The 22,700-nt window shown below is 65.1% G+C and carries 15 protein-coding genes; 7 read left to right on the top strand and 8 right to left on the bottom strand.

What is annotated here, in order from left to right:
* Positions 1-100: 100 nt before the first annotated feature.
* On the top strand, positions 101-1,666 hold the full coding sequence (gene clcA / locus METLW4_RS0118315; protein ID WP_018267690.1) for a H(+)/Cl(-) exchange transporter ClcA: 1,566 nt from the start codon (positions 101-103) through the stop codon (positions 1,664-1,666).
* Here clcA and METLW4_RS0118310 read toward each other — a convergent pair.
* The 5 genes from METLW4_RS0118310 to METLW4_RS0118290 all read right to left on the bottom strand — a co-directional run bounded on the left by METLW4_RS0118310 (position 1,663) and on the right by METLW4_RS0118290 (position 8,124).
* Positions 1,663-2,283, bottom strand: coding sequence for a TetR/AcrR family transcriptional regulator (locus METLW4_RS0118310; protein WP_018267689.1), 621 nt, complete (start codon positions 2,281-2,283; stop codon positions 1,663-1,665). The two genes, clcA and METLW4_RS0118310, sit on opposite strands and share 4 nt — an antisense overlap.
* Before the next feature lie 207 nt (positions 2,284-2,490).
* On the bottom strand, positions 2,491-4,014 hold the full coding sequence (locus METLW4_RS25310) for a SpoVR family protein (protein ID WP_018267688.1): 1,524 nt from the start codon (positions 4,012-4,014) through the stop codon (positions 2,491-2,493).
* Positions 4,014-5,321, bottom strand: a complete 1,308-nt coding sequence (locus METLW4_RS0118300) for a YeaH/YhbH family protein (protein WP_018267687.1) — start codon at positions 5,319-5,321, stop codon at positions 4,014-4,016. The genes METLW4_RS25310 and METLW4_RS0118300 overlap by 1 nt, the downstream gene beginning before the upstream one ends.
* A 37-nt stretch (positions 5,322-5,358) precedes the next feature.
* Entirely contained in the window at positions 5,359-7,302 is a 1,944-nt protein-coding gene (locus tag METLW4_RS0118295) for a PrkA family serine protein kinase (RefSeq protein ID WP_026191613.1), read from the bottom strand.
* Between the two features lie 381 nt (positions 7,303-7,683).
* On the bottom strand, positions 7,684-8,124 hold the full coding sequence (locus METLW4_RS0118290) for a transcriptional repressor (RefSeq protein WP_018267685.1): 441 nt from the start codon (positions 8,122-8,124) through the stop codon (positions 7,684-7,686).
* Between the two features lie 128 nt (positions 8,125-8,252).
* Between METLW4_RS0118290 and METLW4_RS0118285 the strand changes: the two genes are divergently transcribed.
* The 4 genes from METLW4_RS0118285 (at position 8,253) to typA (ending at position 14,018) form a co-directional block, all read left to right on the top strand.
* Positions 8,253-9,500 (top strand): argininosuccinate synthase, encoded by a 1,248-nt coding sequence (locus METLW4_RS0118285; RefSeq protein WP_018267684.1) that lies wholly within the window; start codon positions 8,253-8,255, stop codon positions 9,498-9,500.
* 151 nt (positions 9,501-9,651) lie between these two features.
* A complete protein-coding gene (locus tag METLW4_RS0118280) occupies positions 9,652-10,989 on the top strand; it encodes a TAXI family TRAP transporter solute-binding subunit (RefSeq protein WP_157235234.1) in 1,338 nt (445 codons plus the stop codon).
* 112 nt (positions 10,990-11,101) lie between these two features.
* Positions 11,102-12,022, top strand: a complete 921-nt coding sequence (locus METLW4_RS0118275) for an OmpA family protein (RefSeq protein WP_026191612.1) — start codon at positions 11,102-11,104, stop codon at positions 12,020-12,022.
* A 175-nt stretch (positions 12,023-12,197) separates the two neighbouring features.
* Positions 12,198-14,018 (top strand): translational GTPase TypA, encoded by a 1,821-nt coding sequence (gene typA, locus METLW4_RS0118270; RefSeq protein ID WP_018267681.1) that lies wholly within the window; start codon positions 12,198-12,200, stop codon positions 14,016-14,018.
* A 130-nt stretch (positions 14,019-14,148) separates the two neighbouring features.
* On the opposite strand, the gene otsA is transcribed toward typA, so the two are convergent.
* Genes otsA through otsB form a run of 3 tightly spaced genes read right to left on the bottom strand, consistent with a single transcriptional unit; the run spans position 14,149 to position 18,094 of the window.
* Entirely contained in the window at positions 14,149-15,537 is a 1,389-nt protein-coding gene (gene otsA, locus METLW4_RS0118265) for an alpha,alpha-trehalose-phosphate synthase (UDP-forming) (protein ID WP_018267680.1), read from the bottom strand.
* Positions 15,534-17,348 carry a glycoside hydrolase family 15 protein gene (locus METLW4_RS0118260; RefSeq protein WP_018267679.1) on the bottom strand — a complete coding sequence of 605 codons (1,815 nt, stop codon included), beginning with the start codon at positions 17,346-17,348 and terminating at the stop codon, positions 15,534-15,536. Before METLW4_RS0118260 ends, otsA begins: the two co-directional genes overlap by 4 nt.
* Positions 17,345-18,094 (bottom strand): trehalose-phosphatase, encoded by a 750-nt coding sequence (gene otsB, locus METLW4_RS0118255; RefSeq protein WP_018267678.1) that lies wholly within the window; start codon positions 18,092-18,094, stop codon positions 17,345-17,347. The genes METLW4_RS0118260 and otsB overlap by 4 nt, the downstream gene beginning before the upstream one ends.
* Before the next feature lie 230 nt (positions 18,095-18,324).
* On the opposite strand from otsB, the gene putA reads away from it, so the two are divergent.
* The gene (gene putA, locus METLW4_RS0118250) at positions 18,325-21,393 is read left to right on the top strand and encodes a bifunctional proline dehydrogenase/L-glutamate gamma-semialdehyde dehydrogenase PutA (protein ID WP_018267677.1); all 3,069 of its coding nucleotides are present in this window, start codon (positions 18,325-18,327) and stop codon (positions 21,391-21,393) included.
* Positions 21,394-21,478: 85 nt separating this feature from the next.
* Positions 21,479-22,648: an isovaleryl-CoA dehydrogenase gene (locus METLW4_RS0118245; RefSeq protein WP_026191611.1), complete on the top strand. Its 1,170-nt coding sequence runs from the start codon at positions 21,479-21,481 to the stop codon at positions 22,646-22,648.
* The last annotated feature ends 52 nt before the right edge of the window (positions 22,649-22,700 follow it).

Below are 22,700 nucleotides of genomic sequence, written 5' to 3'. Positions count from 1 at the left end.
GCCCGCCGAAGATTCCGCCTCCCGTGCGCGTCGCCGCTGATTTCGTCTCTCGCGCCGCGGCGCGCTATCCTGCGCGCGACCTTTCTCGCGAATCGTTTCCATGACCGACTTCTCCGACGTGGACGCAAGCGCGCTCCTCGCTCTGGCGACGCTCATCGGCGCCGGGGCGCTGCCTTTTCTGTTCCGTCTCGCCTTCGGCCGCCGCAGGCGCAAGGGCCGCGCGCGCGCCGCCTCGGTCGCGCTGGCGCTCGGCCGCTCGCGCCGCCTGGCGCTGGTCGGCGTCGCTGGAGCGGAGCGCCTGCTGCTGCTCGGCGAGACCAGCGATGTCGTGATCGAATCCCATATCGCCGACGCCGCCCCCGCCGAGGAGACGCCCGAGCCGCCGTCCGAGCTGCGCGGCCTCTTTTCGCTCGGCGCCGTCTCGCTGCTGGCGGGGGTCGCCGTCGGCGCGCTCTGCGGCGTGTTCCGCCTCGTGCTCGACGCCGCCGGGCGCATGAGAATGGCCATTCCCGACCAGTTCGCGGAGCGCCCGGTTCTGGGCCTCGCCATCATGGTCGCCGGCGCGGCGCTTGCCGCGGGGCTCGCGGCCTATCTCGTGCGCCGTTTCGTCCCGGCGGCGGTGGGAAGCGGCATTCCGCATGTCGAATCGGTGATCGACGGCAGCGAGCCGCCCTCCCCGCCGCTGCTGCTGCCGGTGAAATTCATCGGCGGCGTGCTGGCGATGGGCGCCGGCCTCGCGCTCGGCCGCGAGGGGCCGTCGGTGCAGATGGGGGCGACGCTCGCGCATCAGTTCGGCCGCTATTTGCGCTATGATTGGCGCGACCAGCAATCGCTGCTCGCCGCCGGCGCCGGAGCCGGGCTCGCCGCCGCCTTCAACGCGCCGCTCGCCGGCGCGGCCTTCGTGCTCGAAGAATTGCTTCGCCGCTTCGACATGCGCCATGCGACCATAGCGCTCGGCGCTTCGGTCGGCGCCATATCGGTCGTGCGGCTGCTGCTCGGGCCGGAGCCGGAATTACGCGTCGCGACGCATTATCCTGTCGGGCCGCTCGACGTTCCGCTCGGCCTCGCGCTCGGCGCCGCCATGGGGCTCGCCAGCCTCGCCTATAATCGCGCCATTCTCCGCGCGCTGGACTTCGCCGATCGCTCGCCCTTGCCGGCGGAGGCGAAGGCCGCCCTGGTCGGCGCCGGCGTCGGCGCCATCGGCTTTCTCGCGCCCGATCTCGTCGGCGGCGGCGATAATCTCACGCAAAAGACGCTCGACGGCGCCTATGCGCTCGACGTGCTGCCGCTGGTCTTCGCGCTGCGTTTCGCGCTCGGCGTCGTCTCCTATGCGGCGGGGACGCCGGGCGGCCTGTTCGCGCCGCTGCTGGCGCTCGGGGCCGAGATCGGGCTCTTCTTCGGCCTCATGATTCCGGGCGAGGACGGGCTGACCATGGGAATGAAATTCGCGCTCATCGGCATGGCCTCGTTTTTCGCCGCCGTGGTCCGCGCGCCGCTCACCGGCATGATCCTCATCACCGAGATGACCGATAATTCCGAGCTTTTGCTGCCCATGCTGGCGGCCTGCTTCGCGGCCATGGCCATCGCCGCCGTCTGCCGCAACGAGCCGATCTATGACGCGCTGAAGGAGCGCTCCGCCCGTCTCGCGCGGCGGGCGGAGACTTAAACGGAGGAGGTCTCCGCGCGGCGGACGGCGGACTCCATGAGATTGCGCGCGGCGGAGTCGAGCACGGGGACGGGATCAAGCCCCTTGGCGGCGTCGAGATGGCCGGAGATGGTCAGCATGGCGACGCCATGGGAGAGCGCCCAGAGCTGCAGCGCCAGCTTGCGCGCGCCCTGCGCCGGAACGCCCCGCTGCTGCAGAAAAGCCACCACAGAGCGCCACAAAATATCCAGCGCATGATCGGCGGCGTCGGCGGAGGGCTCGCTCGCCAGCGTCGCCGCCGAGCCGAACATTGCGGCGTAGAGGCCCGGCTCCTCACGCGCAAAGGCGAGATAGGCGGCGCACATGCGCCACATGGCGGCCGCCGCCTCCGGCCGTCCTTCGTCCCAGGCTTTTTCCAACGCCGAGCCGAAGGAGAGGAAGCCGCGCCGGGCGACCTCGTTCAGCAAATCCTCCCGGCTGGCGAAATGGCGATAGGGCGCCGCCGCCGTGACGCCGACGCGCTTGGCCGCCTCGCCGAGGCTGAGATTGGCCGGCCCGCCTTCCGCCAGCAGCTCGAGCGCAGCCTCGACCAGCGCCTCCTTGAGGGCGCCATGGTGGTATTTGCGCTTGATGGTCATTCTTGCGGCATGCGTGAGGCGAAGCGTTCGCGCAGCCGTCGCACAGTCTCGCCGGAAATGGAAGCCGGGAGACGGGATGAGGTCCGCCACATTTCTTTCGGGGCGTCATCGCGAGGAGCGCAGCGACGAAGCGATCCAGGGGCCGCAGGGCGGCTCTGCATTGCTTCGCTTCGCTCGCAATGACGGCCGCAGAGGCGAGACGCCGCGTTACCCCGCCTCCGGCCGCACCATATGCTCTTTCAGCACCTGCTCCGTGCCGGCGTCGATCTCCTGCAGCAGCACCTCATAGCCCCAGAGATTGGCGAGATGGCCGAGCACCATTGCGGCGTTGGTCAGCTCCAGCATCTTGCCGTCGCGCACGCGATGATGCAGCACGAGCTTGCGATTGCCGGCGAGATCGACATCGACGATCTGAATGTCCGGCGCATAGCCGCCGACGTCATATTGCGCCGCGAGGCTGCGGCGCAGATCACGATAGCCGCGCTCATTGTGGATCGACGACACTTCGAGATGCGGCTGCTCGCGATCGTCGACGACATGGAACAGCCGCCAATTGCGAATGAGCCGCGGGCTCAGGAATTGCGCGATGAAGCTGTCGTCGCGGTAATTCGCCCAGACATGGCGCAGCACCTCCATCGCATCGCCGGTTCCGGCGATCTCGGGGAACCAATAGCGGTCCTCCTCGGTCGGCTCGCGCACGATGCGTTCTATGTCGCGCATCATATCGAAGCCGAGCGCATAAGGGTTGACGCCATTATAGGACGGGCTGTCGTAGAAGGGCTGCCGCGTGGCGTTGGTGTGCGAGGTGAGGAACTCGAGGAAGCTGCCGTCGTCGATCCGCCCGGTCTCGTGCAGACGACCCAGCAGCCGATAATGGCAATAGGTGGCGCAGCCCTCGTTCATCACCTTGGTCTGCTGCTGCGGATAGAAATATTGCGCGATGAGCCGCACGATGCGCAGCACCTCGCGCTGCCAGGGTCTCAGACGCGGCGCGGCCTTCTCCAAAAAGTAGAGGATGTTCTCTTGCGGCAGGCCGAGCAGGGCGCGGCGCTTGTCGCCGGCCAATTGCTTCGCGCCATGCGCGCGGCCGGGGACGGTGCGCCACAGATCGTCATAGACGCGCTCGCGCTCCTCCTTGCGATCCTGCTCGCGCTTCTCCTCCATATGGAGATTGAGCGGACGCTTGCGCGGATAGCGGTCTATGCCTTGCGGCATCAGCGCATGAGCGGCGTCGAGCAGGCGCTCCACCTCGGCATGGCCGTAGCGCTCCTCGCAATTGGCGATATAGGCCTTGGCGAAGGAGAGATAATCCAGAATCCCTTCTGGATCGGTCCATTGCCGGAACTGGTAATTATGCTTGAAGAAATGATTGTGGCCGAAGGCGGCGTGCGCGATCACCAGCGTCTGCATAGTGGCGGAATTCTCCTCCATTATGTAGCTGATGCAGGGATCGGCGTTGATGACGATCTCATAGGCGAGGCCTTGCAGCCCCATGCGATAAATGCCCTCGTGCTGGGCGAAGCGCTTGCCGAACGACCAATGCTTGTAGAAGAGCGGCATGCCGGTCGAGGCGTAGGCGTCGAGCATCTGCTCGGCGGTGATGATCTCGATCTGATTGGCGAATGTATCGAGCCCGAGCTCCTTGTGCGCAATGCCCGCGACCGCATCGTGGATGCGCTGGATCGTGCCGAAATCCCAATCCTTGCCTTCATAGAGCAGCTCGCCGCGCATCAGCCGACCTCCGCCGTCTTGGCCGCGCGCCGTTGGAACAATTGCCGGAACACGGAATAGATATGCTCGCGCCGGGAGACGCGACGCATCTGGAATTTCTCATTTTCCTTTTGCAGCGCGGCATAGGTGAGCCATAGCGAGCTCTGGCCGTGATGCGGCACATAGCCATGCGTCTCGGTATTCGGCCCGCTCACTTCCACATAGGCGAAATATTGGCACAGCGGCAGAATGTGATTCTGCAGCAGCTCGCGCGTCTGCGGATTGTCGCTGGAGAGATTGTCGCCGTCCGAGGCCTGCGCGGCGTAGATGTTCCACACGCCCGGATCGTAGCGTTCGCGAATGACCTTCAGCATCTCCTGCAGAGCGGAGGAGACCATCGTGCCGCCGGTCTCGGCGGAGCGGAAGAATGTGTCCTCGTCCACCTCGCCGGCGCGATCCGTATGGCGGATGAAGACGATTTCCACGCGCTTGTAGCGCCGCGTCAAAAACACATGCAGCAGCATGAAGAAGCGCTTGGCGAGATCCTTCATATGCTCGGTCATGGAGCCGGAGACGTCCATGAGGCAGAACATCACCGCCTGCGTCACCGGCTTCGGAAAACGCTCGAAGCGGCGATAGCGCAGATCGATCGGATCGAGATAGGAGATGCGCGACCTCTTGTTGCGCAGCGCCTCGAGCTCGGCGGCGAGGCGCTCGGATTCGGCGTCGTCGCGGCTCTGCGCCTCCGCGAGGCGGCGCTCGAGATCGTCGACCGTCGATTGCTTGGGCCGCTTCAACGCGATGCGCCGCGAGAGCGACGTTTGCAGCGTGCGATGCAGCGCGAGATTGGCCGGCGTGCCGGTGGTGGTGTAGCCGGCGCGGCGCAGACCTTCCTTCTCCGTCTGCGCGACGCGCCTTTTGGCGAGATCGGGCAGCTCGAGATCGTCCAGGAATATGCTCAGAAATTCGTCACGCGAGAGGATGAAGCGGAAGGCGTCCTCCTGCCCATCGCCGCGGCCGACCTGGCCGCCGCCGCCTTCGCCCTCGCCTTCGCCGCGCGGACGCTCGATGAGATCGCCCTCGACATAATCCTTATTGCCGGGCAGCACGAGATCGCGCCGCGAGCCCTGCGTGTGGCGGAATGTGGGCTCGCGCGTGCCCTCGGAGGGAATGGAAATCTCTCCGGGGCTCTCGAGATCGCCGATCGCTCGGTCCTTGCTCGCCTCGCGAACCGCCTTCTCCACCATATCCTTGGCGCGGCGCAAAAAGCGCTGACGGTTCGCGAAGCTCTTGCCTCCGGGATTCAACCGACGATCGACGATGTGCATCGTTCCATCACCCGTTCTTCGCCGGCTCGCCTTACGATCAGCCGGCCTGTTTTACGCGCATGTACCACTCGACCAGACGGCGCACCTGACGCTCCGTATAGCCGCGGGCCATCATGCGGCTTACGAATTCTGCATGTTTTTTTTCTGTCTGGGTGTCTTTTTTCGATCCGAATGAAATGACCGGCAGCAGCTCCTCCACCTGGGAGAACATGCGCCGCTCGATAACGTCGCGGATTTTCTCATAGCTCGCCCAGGAGGGATTGCGCCCCTCGTTGGCCGCGCGCCAGCGCAGCGCGAACTTCACCACCTCATTGCGGAAGTCCTTGGGATTGGCGATGCCCGCGGGCTTCTCGATCTTGGTCAGCTCCTGGTTCAAAAGGTCGCGGTCCAGCAGCTGTCCCGTGTCCGGGTCCTTGAAATCCTGATCCTCGATCCAGGCGTCGGCATAGTCGATATAACGGTCGAAGAGATTCTGTCCGTAATCCTGATAGGACTCTAGATAGGCTTTCTGAATCTCATGGCCGATGAATTCTGCGTAACGCGGCGCGAGCTCGGCCTTGATGAACTCGAGATAGCGCTTCTCGATCTCCGGCGGCATCTGCTCGCGGCGCAGCGACTGCTCCAGCACATACATGAGATGCACCGGGTCGGCCGCGACCTCGACCGTATCGTGATTGAAGGTCGCCGCCAGCACCTTGAAGGCGAAGCGCGTCGAGCAGCCGTCCATGCCCTCGTCGACGCCGGCGGCGTCCTTATACTCGAGCATGCTGCGCGCGCGCGGGTCCACCTCGCGCAGGCTCTCGCCGTCATAGACGCGCATCTTGGAGAAGAGATTGGAGTTCTCATGCGGCTTCAGGCGCGAGAGCACGATGAAGCGGGCGAGCATCTCCAGCGTGCTCGGGGCGCAGCTCGCCTCGGCCAGCTCGGAGCCGCGCAGCAGCTTCTCGTAGATATGCTGCTCTTCCGTCACCCGCAGGCAATAAGGCACCTTGATCACATAGATGCGATCGATGAAGGCCTCATTGTTGCGATTGTTCTTGAAGCTCTGCCACTCCGCCTCGTTGGAATGGGCCATGACGATGCCGGAGAAGGGAATTGCGCCGATATTCTCGGTGCCGATGTAATTTCCCTCCTGCGTCGCCGTCAGCAGAGGATGCAGCATCTTGATCGGCGCCTTGAACATCTCGACAAATTCGAGAAGGCCCTGATTGGCGCGGTTGAGGCCGCCGGAATAGCTGTAGGCGTCCGGGTCCGCCTGCGCGAGATTCTCGAGCTTGCGAATATCCACCTTGCCGACGAGCGAGGAAATGTCCTGATTATTCTCGTCGCCCGGCTCGGTCTTGGCGATGGCGATCTGGCGCAGGCGCGAGGGCGTGATCTTCACCACGCTGAATTTGGTGATGTCGCCGCCGAACTCGTCGAGACGCTTGAGGCACCAGGGGCTCATCAGCCCGTTGAGGCGCCGGCGCGGAATGCCGTAGCGCTGCTCGAGCATGTCGCCCGCCGTCGCCGGATCGAAGAGGCCGAGCGGGCTCTCGAAGACGGGCGACAGCTCCTCGCCGGCCTTGAGCACATAGATCGGATCGATCTCCATCAGCGCCTTCAGGCGCTCGGCGAGGGAGGATTTGCCGCCGCCGACCGGGCCGAGCAGATAGAGGATCTGCTTGCGCTCCTCGAGCCCCTGCGCGGCATGGCGGAAGAAGCTGACGATCCGCTCGATCGTCTCCTCCATCCCGAAGAATTCGGCGAAGGCCGGATAGACGCGGATGGTGCGGTTCATGAAGATGCGGCCGAGCCTCGGGTCGCGCGATGTGTCGATCAGCTCCGGCTCGCCGATCGCGTCGAGAATGCGCTCCGCTGCGCTCGCATAGGTCTTCGGATTCTCGCGGCATAGATCGAGGTATTCGGAGAGCGTCATCTCGACGGCTCTTCTGCCTCTGTAGGACCTCGCAAAATCCGCAAAAACGTCGGAGTTCGTCATGGGGCACCTGTCGCTGGAGCGCTATGGCTCACGATTCCCGAGACGGCTCGAAATCCATCGGCCGCCCTCTCGTCTTCGCCGTCGACCGCCCCACCCCTGTCGATGGCCAAAAGACCGAGCTCAGGGCATTCGAGGCAAGGTTTGTGCCGGTCGCGGCGGGAAGCTCGTCTCCTGTCATATGAGCATCATTGTCTGCTCAGGGTAGACGTAACGGTTGCGATTCCCTCTTCGTCGAGGGAGTCGACATCACTCTGGCGCCGATCCCCGCTCCACACGGGCCGTCGATAACAACTGGGGCGCGATCGCTGATATTGGCGAAGTTCGGCGGCCGCGTCGACACCAATCCTTTTCCCGATGGTAAAGTTCTCGAGAAGGAGCGGCTCAGCCCGCTTTCCCCTCCGCCGCGGCGCAGCGTCCGCACAGGCCCGCGATCTCGACGACGCGCGTGCGCGGCTGGAAGCCGGCCGCCGCGGTGAGGCCGGCGAGGCCGCGCGTCAGCTCCGGGCTCGTCGCCTCGCTCACCTCGCCGCATTCGTCGCAAATGAGGAAGATCACCGGCTCGCCGGCCTCATGCGCATGGCCGCAGACGACGAAAGCGTTGCGGGAGGCCAGCCGATGCGCGAGGCCCTGGTCCAGAAGATAGCCGAGCGCCCGATAGACCGAGATGGGCGCCGGGCGCTTGCCGCTCTCGTCGGCGAGAAGATCGATCATCTCATAGGCGCCGACCGGCCGGTTCGCCTTGGTGAGAATGTCCAGCGCGGCGCGGCGCGCCGGCGTGAGGCCCCGCGCCGTCGTCCCCGGCGCCGCTCGCTTGATGGTCATGGCGCATTGTAGCGCGCCGCGGCCGTCCTGACGAGAGCGCCCGCGCCGGCTTGCGCGCGCGCGGCGCGCCTCTATAGTCGCGGCGCGATGCGCGCCCGCGCGAGGCGGCGCCGAAAGAAGAATCTCGAATGACCCGCTCCAAGAAAGACATCAAACGCGTCGTTCTCGCCTATTCCGGCGGCCTCGACACCTCGATCATCCTCAAATGGCTGCAGACGACCTATGGCTGCGAGGTGGTGACCTTCACCGCCGATCTCGGCCAGGGCGAGGAATTGGAGCCCGCCCGCGCCAAGGCCGAGCTGCTGGGCGTCAAGCCCGAGCACATCTTCATCGAGGATTTGCGCGAGGAGTTCGTCCGCGATTTCGTCTTCCCCATGTTCCGCGCCAACGCCCAATATGAGGGGCTCTATCTGCTCGGAACGTCGATCGCCCGCCCGCTCATCGCCAAGAAGCAGATCGAAATCGCCCGCCGGCTCGGCGCCGACGCCGTCTGCCACGGCGCCACCGGCAAGGGCAACGACCAGGTCCGCTTCGAGCTCGGCTATTACGCGCTGGAGCCGGACATCACGGTCATCGCCCCCTGGCGCGAATGGGACCTGACCTCCCGCACCGCGCTCATCGATTTCGCCGAGAAGAACCAGATTCCGATCGCCAAGGACAAGCGCGGCGACGCGCCCTTCTCGGTCGACGCCAATCTTCTGCACACCTCTTCGGAGGGCAAGGTGCTCGAGGATCCGGCGGAGGAAGTGCCGGATTATGTCTATTCTCGCACCATCGATCCCGAGAAGGCGCCGGACGTCCCGCAATATGTCACCGTCGATTTCGAGAAGGGCGACGCCGTCGCCGTCGATGGCGCGGCGCTCACGCCGGCCGCGCTGCTGGCCAAGCTCAACGAGCTCGGCCGCGCCCATGGCATAGGCCGGCTCGATCTCGTCGAGAACCGCTTCGTCGGCATCAAGTCGCGCGGCATGTACGAGACGCCCGGCGGCGCCATTCTGCTCATCGCCCATCGCGGCATAGAGAGCGTGACGCTGGACCGCGGCGCGGCGCATCTGAAAGACGAGATCATGCCGAAATACGCCGAGCTGATCTACAACGGCTTCTGGTTCGCGCCGGAGCGCGAGATGCTGCAGGCCTTGATCGACAAGAGCCAGGAGCTCGTCACCGGCCGCGTGCGGCTGAAGCTCTACAAGGGCTCCGTCCATGTCGTCGGCCGCGAGAGCCCCTATTCGCTCTACGACAAGGAGCTCGTCACCTTCGAGGAGGGCGCGGTGGCCTATGACCATCGCGACGCCGAGGGCTTCATCAAGCTCAACGCGCTGCGCCTGCGCACGCTGGCCAAGCGCGGCGCCCGCGGCGCGAAAGCGAAGCCTTGAGGCCGAGCCGAGAAAGAAGCGTTTCCGGCCGGACACGGGCCGGAAACGCCCGGGACCAGAAACGCTCCCGCCTCCACGACTTCGCCTTCGATAAATCGAGAAACGGTCGCACTATATGAGGAAGCTCGGTTTCGAACCCGAGGCCGATCCCATGCTGCGAACCATTCTCGCGGCGCTGATCGTCTGCCTCGCCCTCGTCGGCGGGGCGGCGACTGCGCTGTATCTCTACAATCGCCCGACCGAGCTGCGCGTCGCCGTCGCCCAGGGCGCGCAGGACTACCGCCTGCTCACCGCGGCGGCGCAGGCGTTCTCGCATCAGCACGAGCCGGTGCGGCTGAAGGTCGTGCCGGTCGCAGACTCCGCCGCCGCGGCGGCCGCGCTCGAGCAGGGCTCGGTCGATCTCGCCGTGGCGCGCAGCGACGCGCTGCCGCCTTCCGCGCAGGCCATCGTCGTCCTGCATCGCAACGCCGCCGTGCTGGTCGCGCCGAGCGGCTCCAAGATCAAGCGCGTCGCCGATCTGCGCGGCAAGAAGATCGGCGTCGTCCAGGAGATCGTCAGCGGCCGCGGCAATGTCCGGCTGCTCGAGACAATCCTGGCTCAATATGACATTCCCGAACAAGGATTTGCGACAGTCACGCTGCAGCCGGCGGAGGTCGAGGCGGCGCTGAAGGCGCGCAAGGTAGACGCCGTATTTCTGGTGGCCGTCCCGCAGATCGGCTCGGCGAGCGAGATCATTCACCAGATCGTCGCCGGCGCCGGCAAGCCGCCGGTCTTCCTGCCCGTGTCGGAAGCTCAGGCCATCGCCAAGCGTTATCCGACCCTCGAATCGACCGAGATCGTCCATGGAGCCTTCGGCGGCGACCCGCCGCGCCCGGACAAGGCGCTGGAGACGACCAGCGTCGCCGTCCTCCTGGTCGCGCGCGCCTCGATCCCGGCGAGCGTCGCCGGGGAGGCGACCCGCCAGTTCCTCACCCATAGATCGACCATCGCCGCGCTCGCGCCGATCGCCAATAATATCGAGGCGCCCTCGACCGACAAGAATGCGGCGGTCCCGGCGCATCAGGGCGCGATCGACTTCATCGACGGCAACGAGCGCGGATTCTTCGACAAATACAGCGACTTCATCTATCTCGGCGCGATGCTGGCGTCGCTGCTCGGCTCGGCCGCCGCGGCGCTGGCCAGCCGCATGAGGACGAAGACGCATGAGCAATCCGAGCAGCTGATCGAGCGCCTGCTCGAGATTCTGCCCGCCGCCCGCGCCGCCCAGGACTTCGCCGAGCTCGACAGCTATGAGCGCGAGCTGGACCAGGCGCTGGTCAGCTCCGTCGCCGATCTGCGCCTGCGCAATATGGACGGAACGGCGCTGCATGTCGTCTCGCTGGCGCTGGACCAGGCGCGGCTCGCGATACAGGAGCGCCGCCGCACGCTCTGCGAGACGAAGAGCGAGGGCTCGGTGACGCCGTTCAAGAGCATTCGCATCGCGGAATAGCGCAACATCTGTGCGCCAGCGCACAGATCGGGCACGCTCTCGAAGCATAATTCGACCGTGGCGCGGCATTTTTCCCGCGCAAATCTTTTTTCACGATCGAATGGAGCGCGCGATGTTTCGACCCACGGGTCCCGGCAAGGTCGAGATCGACCCGATGTTCAGCGGCGCCGGCATGTTGAAGGCCCTGCTCTATAATTTCGACTTCGACGATTTCGACAAGCGCAAGTTTCGTCCGCTGAAGACGGAGCACCAGAAGTTTCTGGCCGAGCGCGTCGTCCCGCTTCTGGCGCAAAATCACGGATTCGTCTGGATGACCGGCTCGGCGAGCCGCGTCGGAACCAATGACTGGAACATCGAGACCTCCATGGTCCGGGTGGGGACGGTCCAGGCCTATCTCCTCGATCATGGCGTCGAGGGGAGCCAAATCGAGCCCAACGCCATCGGCGAGGAAGAGGCGCAGACCCATGCGCTCGATGACGAGCGCGACCGGGCGGTCCGGCTCTGGATCATGCCCAAGCTCCGAACCGATCCGCGGCCGCCGAAGAAGGTTCCGCCCCGGCCGAAGATCAGCCAGAAATTCCGAATCGCCATGGTGACGGCCATCTCCGCCGCTCATGCCTCGCGGCTGGCGAAATTCATGCGGCTCAAGCTCGGTGGCGGGCCATTGGTCGACTTCGCCGTTTTCACCGTCTGGGACACGACCAATAATATCGCCTGCATGTATGTCTATGTCGGCATCGGGCTCGGCGTCGGGCTCCCCTCCCTGCCCTCGGGCTCCGTCACCACCCATGGCCCCTGGAACGATTTCACCACGGAAAAGCCGATGGCCGTCTGGCAGTTCGGCCGCTGGTCCCGCTTCACCACCGCCGGAGTCGGCAGCCATTCCGTCAATTGGATCACCATCGAGACCCCGAGAGGGATCGACAATGTCTATGAGCGGATCGACACGGGCGTGACCTACGGCGTCGGAATGTCCTCCTCGGTCGGGGATTTCATCCGGGCGACGCAGCCGGAGCGCTTCTCCGGGCCGTGACGCGCCCCGCTCCCGCCCGCGGGCGGGGCCGGCGTGCGGCGAACCTTGCCGCAACGCTTCCCATTCGCGTCGGGCTCCTGTATGAGATGCCGCACTGCAAAAAGCCGCGGTCCGCCTCGCGCCCGAAAGGAGCGCCGGGCCGCGCTTCGCCCGCGAACCGATCGGCCCTAATCTCATGAAGCTCCGCAACATCGCCATCATCGCCCACGTCGACCACGGCAAGACGACGCTCGTCGACCAGCTGCTCCGGCAATCGGGCGCCTTCCGCGAGAATCAGCGGGTCGCCGAGCGGGTGATGGACAGCAACGATCTCGAGAAAGAGCGCGGCATCACCATCATGGCCAAGGCGACCTCCATCGCCTGGAAGGACACGCGCATCAATATCGTCGACACCCCCGGCCACGCCGATTTCGGCGGCGAGGTGGAGCGCATCCTCTCCATGGTGGACGGCGCCATCGTGCTGGTGGACGCGGCCGAAGGCCCGATGCCGCAGACCAAATTCGTCGTCGGCAAGGCGCTGAAGATCGGCCTGAAGCCGATCGTCGCCATCAACAAGGTGGACAAGCCCGACGCCCGCATCAGCGAGGTGGTGAATGAGGTGTTCGACCTCTTCGCCGCGCTGGACGCCACCGACGAGCAGCTCGACTTCCCGATCATCTACGGCTCCGCCAAGCAGGGCTGGATGGCCGAGGAGCCGACCGGCCCGCAGGACGGCATGGCCCCGCTATTCGATCTCGTCATCAAGCATGTGCCGGAGCCCAAGATCGAGGAAGGCGGCTTCCGCATTCTCGGCACGCTGCTCGAGGCCAACCCCTATCTCGGCCGCATCATCACCGGCCGCGTCTTCGCCGGCAGCGTGAAGCCCAATCAGGCGGTGAAGGTGCTGGACCGCTCCGGCAAGGTCGTCGAGCAGGGCCGCGTCTCCAAGATTCTCGCCTTCCGCGGCATCGAGCGCCAGCCGATCGACGAGGCCGAGGCGGGCGACATCGTCGCCATCGCCGGCCTCGAGAAGTTCAACGTCGCCGACACGCTCTGCGCGCTCGAGGTCAATGAGCCGCTGCAGGCGCAGCCGATCGACCCGCCGACCCTCTCCATGACCTTCCTCGTCAACGACTCGCCGCTCGCCGGCACCGAGGGCGACAAGGTCACGAGCCGCATGATCCGCGCCCGCCTGTTCAAGGAGGCCGAGGGCAATGTGGCGCTCCGCGTCGAGGATTCGCCCGGCGGCGAGAGCTTCATCGTCTCCGGCCGCGGCGAATTGCAGCTCGCCATTCTGATCGAGACCATGCGCCGCGAGGGCTTCGAGCTCGGCGTCTCCCGTCCGAAAGTCGTGTTCCAGAAGGACGAGGCGGGCGAGATTTTGGAGCCGATCGAGGAGGTCGTGATCGACGTCGACGAGGAGCATTCCGGCGTCGTCGTGCAGAAAATGTCCGAGCGCAAGGCCGAGATGATCGAGATGCGCCCCTCGGGCGGCAATCGCCTGCGCCTCGTCTTCCATGCGCCGACGCGCGGCCTCATCGGCTATCAGGGCGAGCTTCTCACCGACACGCGCGGCACGGCGATCATGAACCGCCTGTTCCACGAATATGCGCCCTATAAGGGAGAAATCGCCGGCCGCCGCAATGGCGTGCTGATCTCCAACGAGCAGGGCGAGGCCGTCGCCTACGCCATGTGGAAGCTCGAGGATCGCGGTCCGATGATGATCGAGCCGGGCTGGAAGGTCTATCGCGGCATGATCGTCGGCGAGCATACGCGCGACAACGACCTCGAGATCAACGTCCTCAAGGGCAAGCAGCTGACCAACATCCGCGCCGCCGGCAAGGACGAGGCCGTGCGCCTCACCCCGCCGATCAAGATGACGCTGGAGAAGGCGCTGGCCTATATCGAGGACGACGAGCTGGTGGAGATCACGCCCAAGTCGATCCGCCTGCGCAAGACCTACCTCGACCCCAATGAGCGCAAGCGCGCGCGCGGCAAATCGGCCGCGGTGGCGTAATAATCTCGACGCGCGCTTCCTTCTCCCGCCTGCGGGAGAAGGTGGCCCTCGCGTCAGCGAGGGTCGGATGAGGGTCCGCGCCGATCATGCTGTAGCGCGCGCCGTTCGATGATGTTGCTGGGCGGCCTCGTCACGCAGCCAGCGGCATGCGGCAAGCGCTGAGCGCGCGCAAATATCCATCCATCCAATTGAAAGAATCATGCTTGCGCACGCGCGCGAGCAGCGCGGCGTGACGCTGCTTGCGTTCGGCGAGCGGCATCACGATCGCCCTCTGCATCGCATTGGCGACCTCATCGGCGTCGTAAGGATTGACGATCAGCGCTTCCTGCAGCTCCTCCGCCGCGCCGGCGAAGCGCGACAGCACCAGCACGCCGGGATTTTCGGCGTCCTGCGCCACGACATATTCCTTGGCCACGAGATTCATGCCGTCGCGCAGAGGCGTCACCAGCCCAACTTGTGAGCCGCGATAGAGCGCCGCCAGAGTGTCGCGATCGACGCGGCGATGCAGATAGCGCACCGGCGTCCAGTCGAAATCGCCGAACTGCCCGTTGATCTCGCCCGACAGCGCCTCCAGCTCGTGGCGAATATCGGCATAGGCCTGCACATCCTCGCGCGTCGGCGGCGCGATCTGCATCAGCGTCACCGCCTTGCAATTCTGCGGATAGATTTCGAGCAGGCGCTTGAACGAACGCAAGCGATCCGGCAAGCCTTTGGTGTAGTCCAGCCGATCGACGCCGATGACATTTATGCGCGGCTCGCCGGCGCGATGCAGCCTTTCGATGCGCTTGGCGGCGCTCGGGCTCTCCGCCATGGCGGCGAAAGAATCGACGTCGATGCCGACCGGGAAGACAGACGCCGTCACCGTCTTGCCGCCGACGCGCACGAGATCGGGGGTCAGCATTTCGCCCTGCATGAAGTCGCACATGAAGCGCAAGAAATTGGCTTGATCGGTCTTGGTTTGAAAGCCCACGAGATCATATTCGACGAGCGCGCTCATCAGCCATTCGTGCTCCGGCATGGCGCAGAGCACATCGGGCGGCGGAAACGGAATATGCAGAAAAAAGCCGATGCGATTGGAGACGCCGCGCTCGCGCAGCGCCGCGCCGAGCGGAATGAAATGATAATCATGCACCCAGACGAGATCATTGCTCTTGAGCATGGGCGCAAGCTTTTCCGCAAAGCGATCATTGACGCGGCGATAGCCGTCGATCGCCTCTTGCGTGAAGCGCGCGAGATCGAGCCTGTAATGATGCACGGGCCATAGCGCCGCATTGGCGAAGCCGAGATAATAATCGCGATAATCCCGCTCGGTGAGCGGCATAGTGGCGAGCGTCAGCTCGTCGAATTTCACACGCGATACGTCGATATCCGCATCGTCCGGCACGATCTCGCCATTCCAGCCGAACCATACGCCGCCGCGCTTGCGCAGAGCGTCGAGAATGCACACCGCGAGTCCGCCGGCGGCCTGGCTGCAGCCGGGATCGGCGACGCGGTTGGAGACGACGACCAAGCGTTTCATATGGCTTTCTCCCAAGAACGCGACAGCCTCATGGCGCAGTTGATGACGCCGACCATGGAATAGGTCTGCGGATAGTTTCCCCAGGCTTCGCCGGTTTTGACGTCTATGTCCTCGGACATCATGCCGAGCCGATTGCGTTGGGCGAGCAGCGCCTCGAAATAATCGCGCGCCTCCTCGCGCCGACCCATGCGGGCGAGCGCGTCGATGCGCCAGAAGGAACAGGTGGTGAAGGCCGTCGTCGGCTCGCCGAAATCATCCGCCGCCTCATAGCGCATCATATGCGCGCCGCGGCCGAGCGCGCGCTCGATCTGCTCGAGCGTCGAGACCATGCGCGGATCATTGGGGTCGATGAAGCCGACCTCCGTCATCAGCAGCACGCCGGCGTCGAGATATTCGCCATCGAGCGATTCGACGAAGGCCTGGCGCTTCTGCGACCAGGCGCGCTCGAGAATCACCTGCTTGATGCGCTCGGCCTCGACGCGCCAATCGCGCGCGCGCTCCGGCTCGCCGATGTAATCGGCGATGCGCGCGAGCCGGTCGGCCGCCGCCCAGCACATGAGGCTGGACGTCGTGTGTATGCGCGCGCGCGAGCGCAGCTCCCACATGCCGGCGTCGGGCTTGTCGTAGCAGGCGAGCGCCTGCCGGCCCATATCCTCGAGCCGCAGGAAATCCATGCGCGTCGGCGGCGACAGCAGGCGCCGATCGAGAAAGGCCTGCGCGACCCCGAGTATCACATTGCCATAAGAATCATGCTGAAAATGCTGATAGGCCTGATTGCCGACGCGCACCGGCCCCATCCCGCGATAGCCGGGAAGATTGGGGATGATGCGCTCGGTGAGCTCCGCTTCGAGCCCGAGCCCATAGACCGGCTGAATATGCGAGCCCGCCGCCGAGGCGACGATATTCATCAGCCAATCGAAGTAATTCTCCATCTTGCGCATCGCCGCCATGCGATTGAGCGCGCGCACCACGAAATAAGCGTCGCGCACCCAGCAATAACGATAATCCCAATTGCGCTGCGTGCCGGGCGCCTCGGGAATGCTCGTCGTCAGCGCGGCGACAATGGCGCCGGTTCCTTCATAGGTGCAGAGCTTCAGCGTGATCGCCGCGCGCAGCACCGCGCTCTGCCATTCGAAGGGAATCGCCAGCCGATGCACCCAGCGGCGCCAATAGTCGCGCGTGCGCTCCTCGAAATTGCGCGCCGTATGCGCAATCCCCTCGTGCAATGTCTCGTCCGGGCCGAGCACGAGATCGATCGGGCTGCTCAGATTGAACAGCGTCTCCTCGCGCACATAATCGAGCGGCGCATTGGTGGTGAGCCGCAACACCGAATGCGGGCCGACATAACGAATATGATGCGAGCCGAAGGTGAGGCTGGGAAGAGCCGCGCCGTAATCGTAACGCGGACGCAGCCGAATGCGTATGCGCGGCGTGCCGGACACCGGCGTCAACCGGCGGATCAGCATATTGGGATGATAGAGACGATCGCGCCAGAAGAAGCGCGGCGCGAAATCGGTGACACGCACAGAGCCCTGCTTGCCATGCAGCACCGTCTCCAGCACCGCCGTGTTGCCGCAATAATCCTGCTCGCTGTGCACGCGATCCTCGAGATCGATCGCGAAAAAGCCGCCGTCCTCCATGTCCGGCGGCGAGCCGAGCAGGCTGTGGAACACAGGATCGCCGTCGAAGCGCGGCAAGCAGCACCACACGACGCTGGCGTCGCGATCGATGAGCGCGGCGAAAGAGCAATTGCCGACCACGCCGAGCTCGAGATCGCTGATCTTGCGCTCATGATTCTGCGCATCGCTCATCGCGCGCGCTCCGCTTGCGACGCGCGCACGAGATCGGCGAGCCAGCGATGCAATTCGCGCAAGTCCGCCGCTCTATAGCGCGCCAATGTGGCGCTTCTCCCCACTTTTATGGAGAGCCCGCCGAGCGCATTGACGGCGCTGAAGGCGACCTCGTCGGTCACGTCGTCGCCGGCGAAAATCGGCATGCGGCCGCGAAACGGCGCTTCTTTCGAGAAGGCCTCTATGACGTCGCCCTTGTCCGCCCCTTGCAGACGAATCTCGAAGACCTTCTTGCCCGGCAGAATCTCGAGATCTGGCCGCTCGCGCGCCGCGCGCTCGGCGATGGCGCGGCACTTCTCCTCGAGCTCCGGCCGAAGACGATAATGCAGCGCGACCGCGCCTGTCTTGCGCTCGACGACGACGCCCTCCTCGCCGCCGATCTCCGCCGTGATGACACGAAAGACAGAGTCGAGATCGCCGCCGGCTGCAGCGGCGCCATGCATGCGCCCCGCGGCGTCGCGACGCTGCAATCCATGCACGCCGGCGACGGGAAGCCGCAACGGGCTGAGCAAGGCGTCGATGACGGCGATGTCGCGGCCGGAGACGACCGCCAGCGCATCGCCGGCCGCGCGCCGCAAAGCGCCGAGAAGCTCGATCGTCGCCGCATCGACCTGCACGGCTTCCGGCCGCTCGGCGATTTCCGCGACCGTGCCGTCCAGATCGAGAAACAGCGCGAAGCGACCGATATCGTCGACATTTGGCAACATTATTCGAGCGTCCCCTCTGGCCGCCTCTTGCCGCAGCGACCTTTCATGCTCATGTCGAATGAAAGGAACGGCGACGTTCGCGCCGCGCGCGCTCGTGATCCGCGTGTTCCCGCCCTCGCTTGCGAGACAACTATGGACGACTCCCACCTTTTCAATGACGACATGCGACCATGATGACAGCCGAGTTCGCGTCTCTTCCACGTGAGCCGACATCGCTCGGGACAGATGACATGCCGGAGCCGGAGCCGTTTCACGCGCCTTGGTTTCCCGCCGATGAAGAAATCGCGGCGAAATTCCTGACGCAGCCGCGCGATGCGGAGCAGAACGCCCGCATCGAGCAGCTCGCGCGACGTCTGCTCGCCGCGATGCGCGCGCCAAAGAGCATGGCCTCTGTCGAGACTCTGCTGCAGGAATATTCGCTGTCGACGCGCGAAGGACTCGCGCTGATGGCGCTCGCCGAATCTTTGCTCCGCGTGCCCGACGATTCCACTCTCGATCTTCTGATCGCCGACAAGCTCGCCGCCGGCGCCTTCGATCGCCACTCGCCGGCCTCCGATGCGCTGCTGGTGCAAGCCACCGCCTTCGCGCTCGGCCTATCGACGAAGATTTTCGCCGCGGATGAGACTCCGCGCGGACTCGTCGCGCAAGCCGCGCGACGTCTCGGCGCGCCCGCGCTACGCGGCGCCGCGCGGCAGGCGATGAAGCTGATGGGCGGTCACTTCGTGCTCGGCCAGACGATCGACGAAGCGCTCGCGCGCGCCGCCGACGATGAGCGCTGGCGCTATTCTTTCGACATGCTCGGCGAAGGCGCACGCAGCGCAGCAGACGCCGAACGCTATTTTGCCGCCTATGCGGCGGCGATCGAGGCCATAGGCGCAAAGGCCGGCGCATGCGCGCTTCCGCAGCGGCCCGGCGTCTCCGTCAAGCTCTCCGCGCTGCATCCGCGCTTCGAGCCATTGTCGCGCGCGCGCGTTCTGCGCGAGCTGACGCCGCGGCTGCTGGAACTGGCGCGCCTCGCCCGCGCGCACGATCTCGTCTTCACCGTCGACGCCGAGGAGGCGGATCGTCTCGAGCTGTCGCTCGACGTCATAGACGCTGTCGTCGCCGATTCCTCGCTCGCCGGCTGGAACGGTTTCGGCCTCGCGATTCAAGCCTATCAGAAGCGCGCCGCCGCGGTGATCGGCCATATGGAGGCGCTCGCGAAGGCGCATGATCGCCGCTTCATGGTCCGCCTCGTCAAAGGCGCCTATTGGGATACGGAGATCAAGCGCGCGCAGGAGCGCGGCCTCGCCGACTATCCTGTCTTCACGCGCAAGGCGATGACGGATTTGAATTACGTCGCCTGCGCCGATCTTCTGCTCGCCGCGCCGCGCATCTTCCCGCAATTCGCGACGCATAACGCCGCCACGGTGGCGACCATCGTCGAGCGCGCGGGCGATCCCACACAATATGAATTCCAGCGCCTGCATGGAATGGGCGAAGATCTGTTCGGCGCGCTTCTCGCAGAGAAGCATGACGCGAGCTGCCGCGTCTATGCGCCGGTCGGCCCACATCGCGATCTGCTCGCCTATCTCGTGCGGCGGCTCATCGAAAATGGCGCCAATTCATCCTTCGTCGCGCGCGCCGCCGACTGTGCGACGCCCGAGAGCGAATTGCTCGCTTTTCCCGGCGAGGTCATCGGCGACGCATCGTGCGCGCGCCATTCGCGCTTGCCGTTCCCCGCCGATCTCTATCGACCCTTGCGCGCGAATTCGAAAGGCGTCGAATTCGGCGATCGTGACGCGCTCGCCGAATTGCTCGCGGAGAGAGACGCCGCGCCCGCCATTTTGCACGCTGCTCCTTCGTCAGGGCGCAGCGCGCGCGCCCCACGCGAATTGCGCTCCCCCATCGACGACTCCTCGCTCATCGGCTCCGTCGTCGAGGCCGACGTCGAAACAGCGCGCGCGGCGATGATTACGGCCGCCCGCGCTTTCCCGGCGTGGGAAGCGACGACGGTCGAAGCGCGCGCCGCTATTCTCGAACGCGCGGCCAATCTCGTCGAAGCGCGCCGCGGCGCGCTCATCGCATTGCTGCAAAGGGAAAGCGGCAAGACGCTCGACGATGCGCTCGCGGAGATACGCGAGGCCGCAGATCTCATCCGCTATTATGCGGAACAGGCCCGACGGCTCTGCGCGGAAGAGAGTCTTCCTGGTCCGACCGGCGAAGACAATCGCCTGCGCCGGCGTGGACGTGGCGTTTTCGTCTGCATCTCGCCATGGAATTTTCCATTGGCGATATTTCTCGGCCAAGTCGCCGCTGCGCTCGCGGCCGGCAATAGCGCCATCGCCAAGCCCGCGGAGCAGACGCCGCTCATCGCGCGCGAAGCTGTCGCGCTTCTGCATGAGGCCGGCGTTCCGCATGGCGCTCTCCATTATATTCCGGGCGACGGCGCGATCGGAGCGGCGCTCGTCGCCGATCCTCATGTCGCCGGCGTCGTCTTCACCGGCTCGAGCGGGACCGCGCAATCTATCAACCGCACGCTCGCGGCGTCGAATGGGCCGATTGTTCCGCTCATCGCCGAGACCGGCGGCGTCAATGCGATGATCGTCGATTCCACGGCTCTGCTCGAGCAAGTCGTCGACGACGTCCTCGCATCGGCGTTTCGTTCCGCCGGGCAGCGCTGCTCGGCGCTGCGCCTTCTCTGCCTGCAGGAGGACATCGCCGAGGACGCGCTCGCTATGCTGATCGGCGCGACGAAGGAATTGCGCGTCGGCGACCCGCGTGATCCTTCGACACACATCGGTCCCGTCATCGACAGCACAGCTAGAGCGCGGCTTTGCGATTATTTGGCGCAGCGCCGCGCGCAAGGGCGCGTGCTCTACGCCGGCGAGGCGCCGAAGAGCGGCAGCTTCGTCGCGCCACACATTATCCGGCTCGATCGCGCCGGCGATCTGCGCGATGAGATATTCGGTCCCGTTCTCCACATTGCGACATGGCGCGCGGAGGATGAAAAGGATTTGTCGACTCTGATCGATGAAATATCGGCGAATGGATTCGGCCTCACAATGGGCCTGCACACGCGCATAGAAGCGCGCATGCGCATGTTCGCCGAGGCCACGCCGGCCGGCAATCTCTATGTCAATCGCAACATGATCGGAGCCGTGGTCGGCAGCCAGCCTTTCGGCGGATCGCGCATGAGCGGCACCGGACCGAAAGCCGGCGGCCCCGACTATCTGCGCCGCTTCCTGCGCGAGGAGACGGTGACGATCAACACCGCCTCCTTCGGCGGCGACGCGCGGCTGCTGGCGATGAAGGAGTGACTCGAAAGAGGCTCCGCCCGCGGTCTTGAAACGCCGCGCGCGCGCCAAATATTCGCTTCTATCGCGTCCGGGAGGCTCGGGACCGATGCGTCACTGGATTCCTTCGCTCGATTTCGCGCTCGGCGAAACCGCCGATATGTTGCGTGACCAGGTCGAGACATTCGCCGCGCGAGAGATCGCGCCGCGCGCCGCGACGATCGATCGCGAAAACGATTTCCCTTCCGACCTCTGGCTCAAGATGGGCGCGCTCGGCCTGCTCGGCGTCACGGTCGAGGAAGAGTATGGCGGCGCCGGGCTCGGCTATCTCGAGCATGTCGTCATTATGGAGGAGCTGAGCCGCGCTTCCGCTTCCGTCGGCCTCTCCTATGGCGCGCATTCCAATCTCTGCCTCAATCAACTACGCCGCAACGGAACATGCGAGCAAAAGCGCCGCTATTTGCCCAAGCTCGTTTCCGGCGAGCATATCGGCGCCCTCGCCATGTCGGAGCCGGACGCCGGCTCGGATGTGGTCAATATGTCGATGCGCGCGGAGAAGCGCGGCGACCGCTATGTGCTGAATGGCGATAAGATGTGGGTGACGAATGGTCCCAACGCCGATGTCGTCATCGTCTATGGCAAGACCGAACCCGCGGCCGGCGCGCATGGCATAACCGCCTTTATCATAGAGAAGGGCTTCAAAGGATTCACGCCCGCGCAAAAGCTCGACAAGCTCGGCATGCGCGGCTCCAACACATGCGAATTGCTGTTTAGCGATTGCGAGGTTCCCGAGGAGAATGTGCTGGGCCTGCCGGAGCGCGGCGTGAATGTGCTGATGAGCGGGCTCGATTATGAGCGCGCCGTTCTCGCCGGGGGGCCGATCGGCATCATGCGCGCCTGCATGGATATCGTCGTTCCCTATGTGCATGATCGCAAGCAGTTCGGCCATCCGATCGGCGAGTTCCAGATCATGCAGGCCAAGCTCGCCGACATGTATACGGCGCAAAATGCGGCGCGCGCCTATGTCTATGCCGTCGCGCGCGCCTGCGACCGCGGCCGCACGACGCGCAAGGACGCCGCCGGCGCCATTCTCTTCGCCGCGGAAAGCGCGACGCGCATGGCGCTCGAAGCCATTCAATGCCTCGGCGGCAATGGCTATATCAATGATTATCCGACCGGCCGCCTGCTGCGCGACGCCAAGCTCTATGAGATCGGCGCCGGCACCAGCGAGATTCGGCGCATGCTGATCGGCCGCGAGCTTTATAGCGAAACCGCGTGACGATCGCGGCGCGCTTCGCCGCGGCGAGAGATTTGGCCAAGAGAGAATTTGG

It is taken from the genome of Methylosinus sp. LW4, from assembly GCF_000379125.1.
In the GTDB taxonomy this organism is placed as follows: Bacteria; Pseudomonadota; Alphaproteobacteria; order Rhizobiales; family Beijerinckiaceae; genus Methylosinus.
The sequence above is the reverse complement of the archived record's forward strand: the minus strand, read 5'-3'. Positions and strand labels throughout refer to the sequence as shown.

What these genes read in the sequence shown, in the direction of transcription:
- clcA (WP_018267690.1), top strand. Translation starts at nt 101, where the DNA reads ATGACCGACTTCTCCGACGTGGACGCAAGCGCGCTCCTCGCTCTGGCG.
- METLW4_RS0118310 (WP_018267689.1), bottom strand. Translation starts at nt 2,283, where the DNA reads ATGACCATCAAGCGCAAATACCACCATGGCGCCCTCAAGGAGGCGCTG.
- METLW4_RS25310 (WP_018267688.1), bottom strand. Translation starts at nt 4,014, where the DNA reads ATGCGCGGCGAGCTGCTCTATGAAGGCAAGGATTGGGATTTCGGCACG.
- METLW4_RS0118300 (WP_018267687.1), bottom strand. Translation starts at nt 5,321, where the DNA reads ATGCACATCGTCGATCGTCGGTTGAATCCCGGAGGCAAGAGCTTCGCG.
- METLW4_RS0118295 (WP_026191613.1), bottom strand. Translation starts at nt 7,302, where the DNA reads ATGACGAACTCCGACGTTTTTGCGGATTTTGCGAGGTCCTACAGAGGC.
- METLW4_RS0118290 (WP_018267685.1), bottom strand. Translation starts at nt 8,124, where the DNA reads ATGACCATCAAGCGAGCGGCGCCGGGGACGACGGCGCGGGGCCTCACG.
- METLW4_RS0118285 (WP_018267684.1), top strand. Translation starts at nt 8,253, where the DNA reads ATGACCCGCTCCAAGAAAGACATCAAACGCGTCGTTCTCGCCTATTCC.
- METLW4_RS0118280 (WP_157235234.1), top strand. Translation starts at nt 9,652, where the DNA reads ATGCTGCGAACCATTCTCGCGGCGCTGATCGTCTGCCTCGCCCTCGTC.
- METLW4_RS0118275 (WP_026191612.1), top strand. Translation starts at nt 11,102, where the DNA reads ATGTTTCGACCCACGGGTCCCGGCAAGGTCGAGATCGACCCGATGTTC.
- typA (WP_018267681.1), top strand. Translation starts at nt 12,198, where the DNA reads ATGAAGCTCCGCAACATCGCCATCATCGCCCACGTCGACCACGGCAAG.
- otsA (WP_018267680.1), bottom strand. Translation starts at nt 15,537, where the DNA reads ATGAAACGCTTGGTCGTCGTCTCCAACCGCGTCGCCGATCCCGGCTGC.
- METLW4_RS0118260 (WP_018267679.1), bottom strand. Translation starts at nt 17,348, where the DNA reads ATGAGCGATGCGCAGAATCATGAGCGCAAGATCAGCGATCTCGAGCTC.
- otsB (WP_018267678.1), bottom strand. Translation starts at nt 18,094, where the DNA reads ATGTTGCCAAATGTCGACGATATCGGTCGCTTCGCGCTGTTTCTCGAT.
- putA (WP_018267677.1), top strand. Translation starts at nt 18,325, where the DNA reads ATGCCGGAGCCGGAGCCGTTTCACGCGCCTTGGTTTCCCGCCGATGAA.
- METLW4_RS0118245 (WP_026191611.1), top strand. Translation starts at nt 21,479, where the DNA reads ATGCGTCACTGGATTCCTTCGCTCGATTTCGCGCTCGGCGAAACCGCC.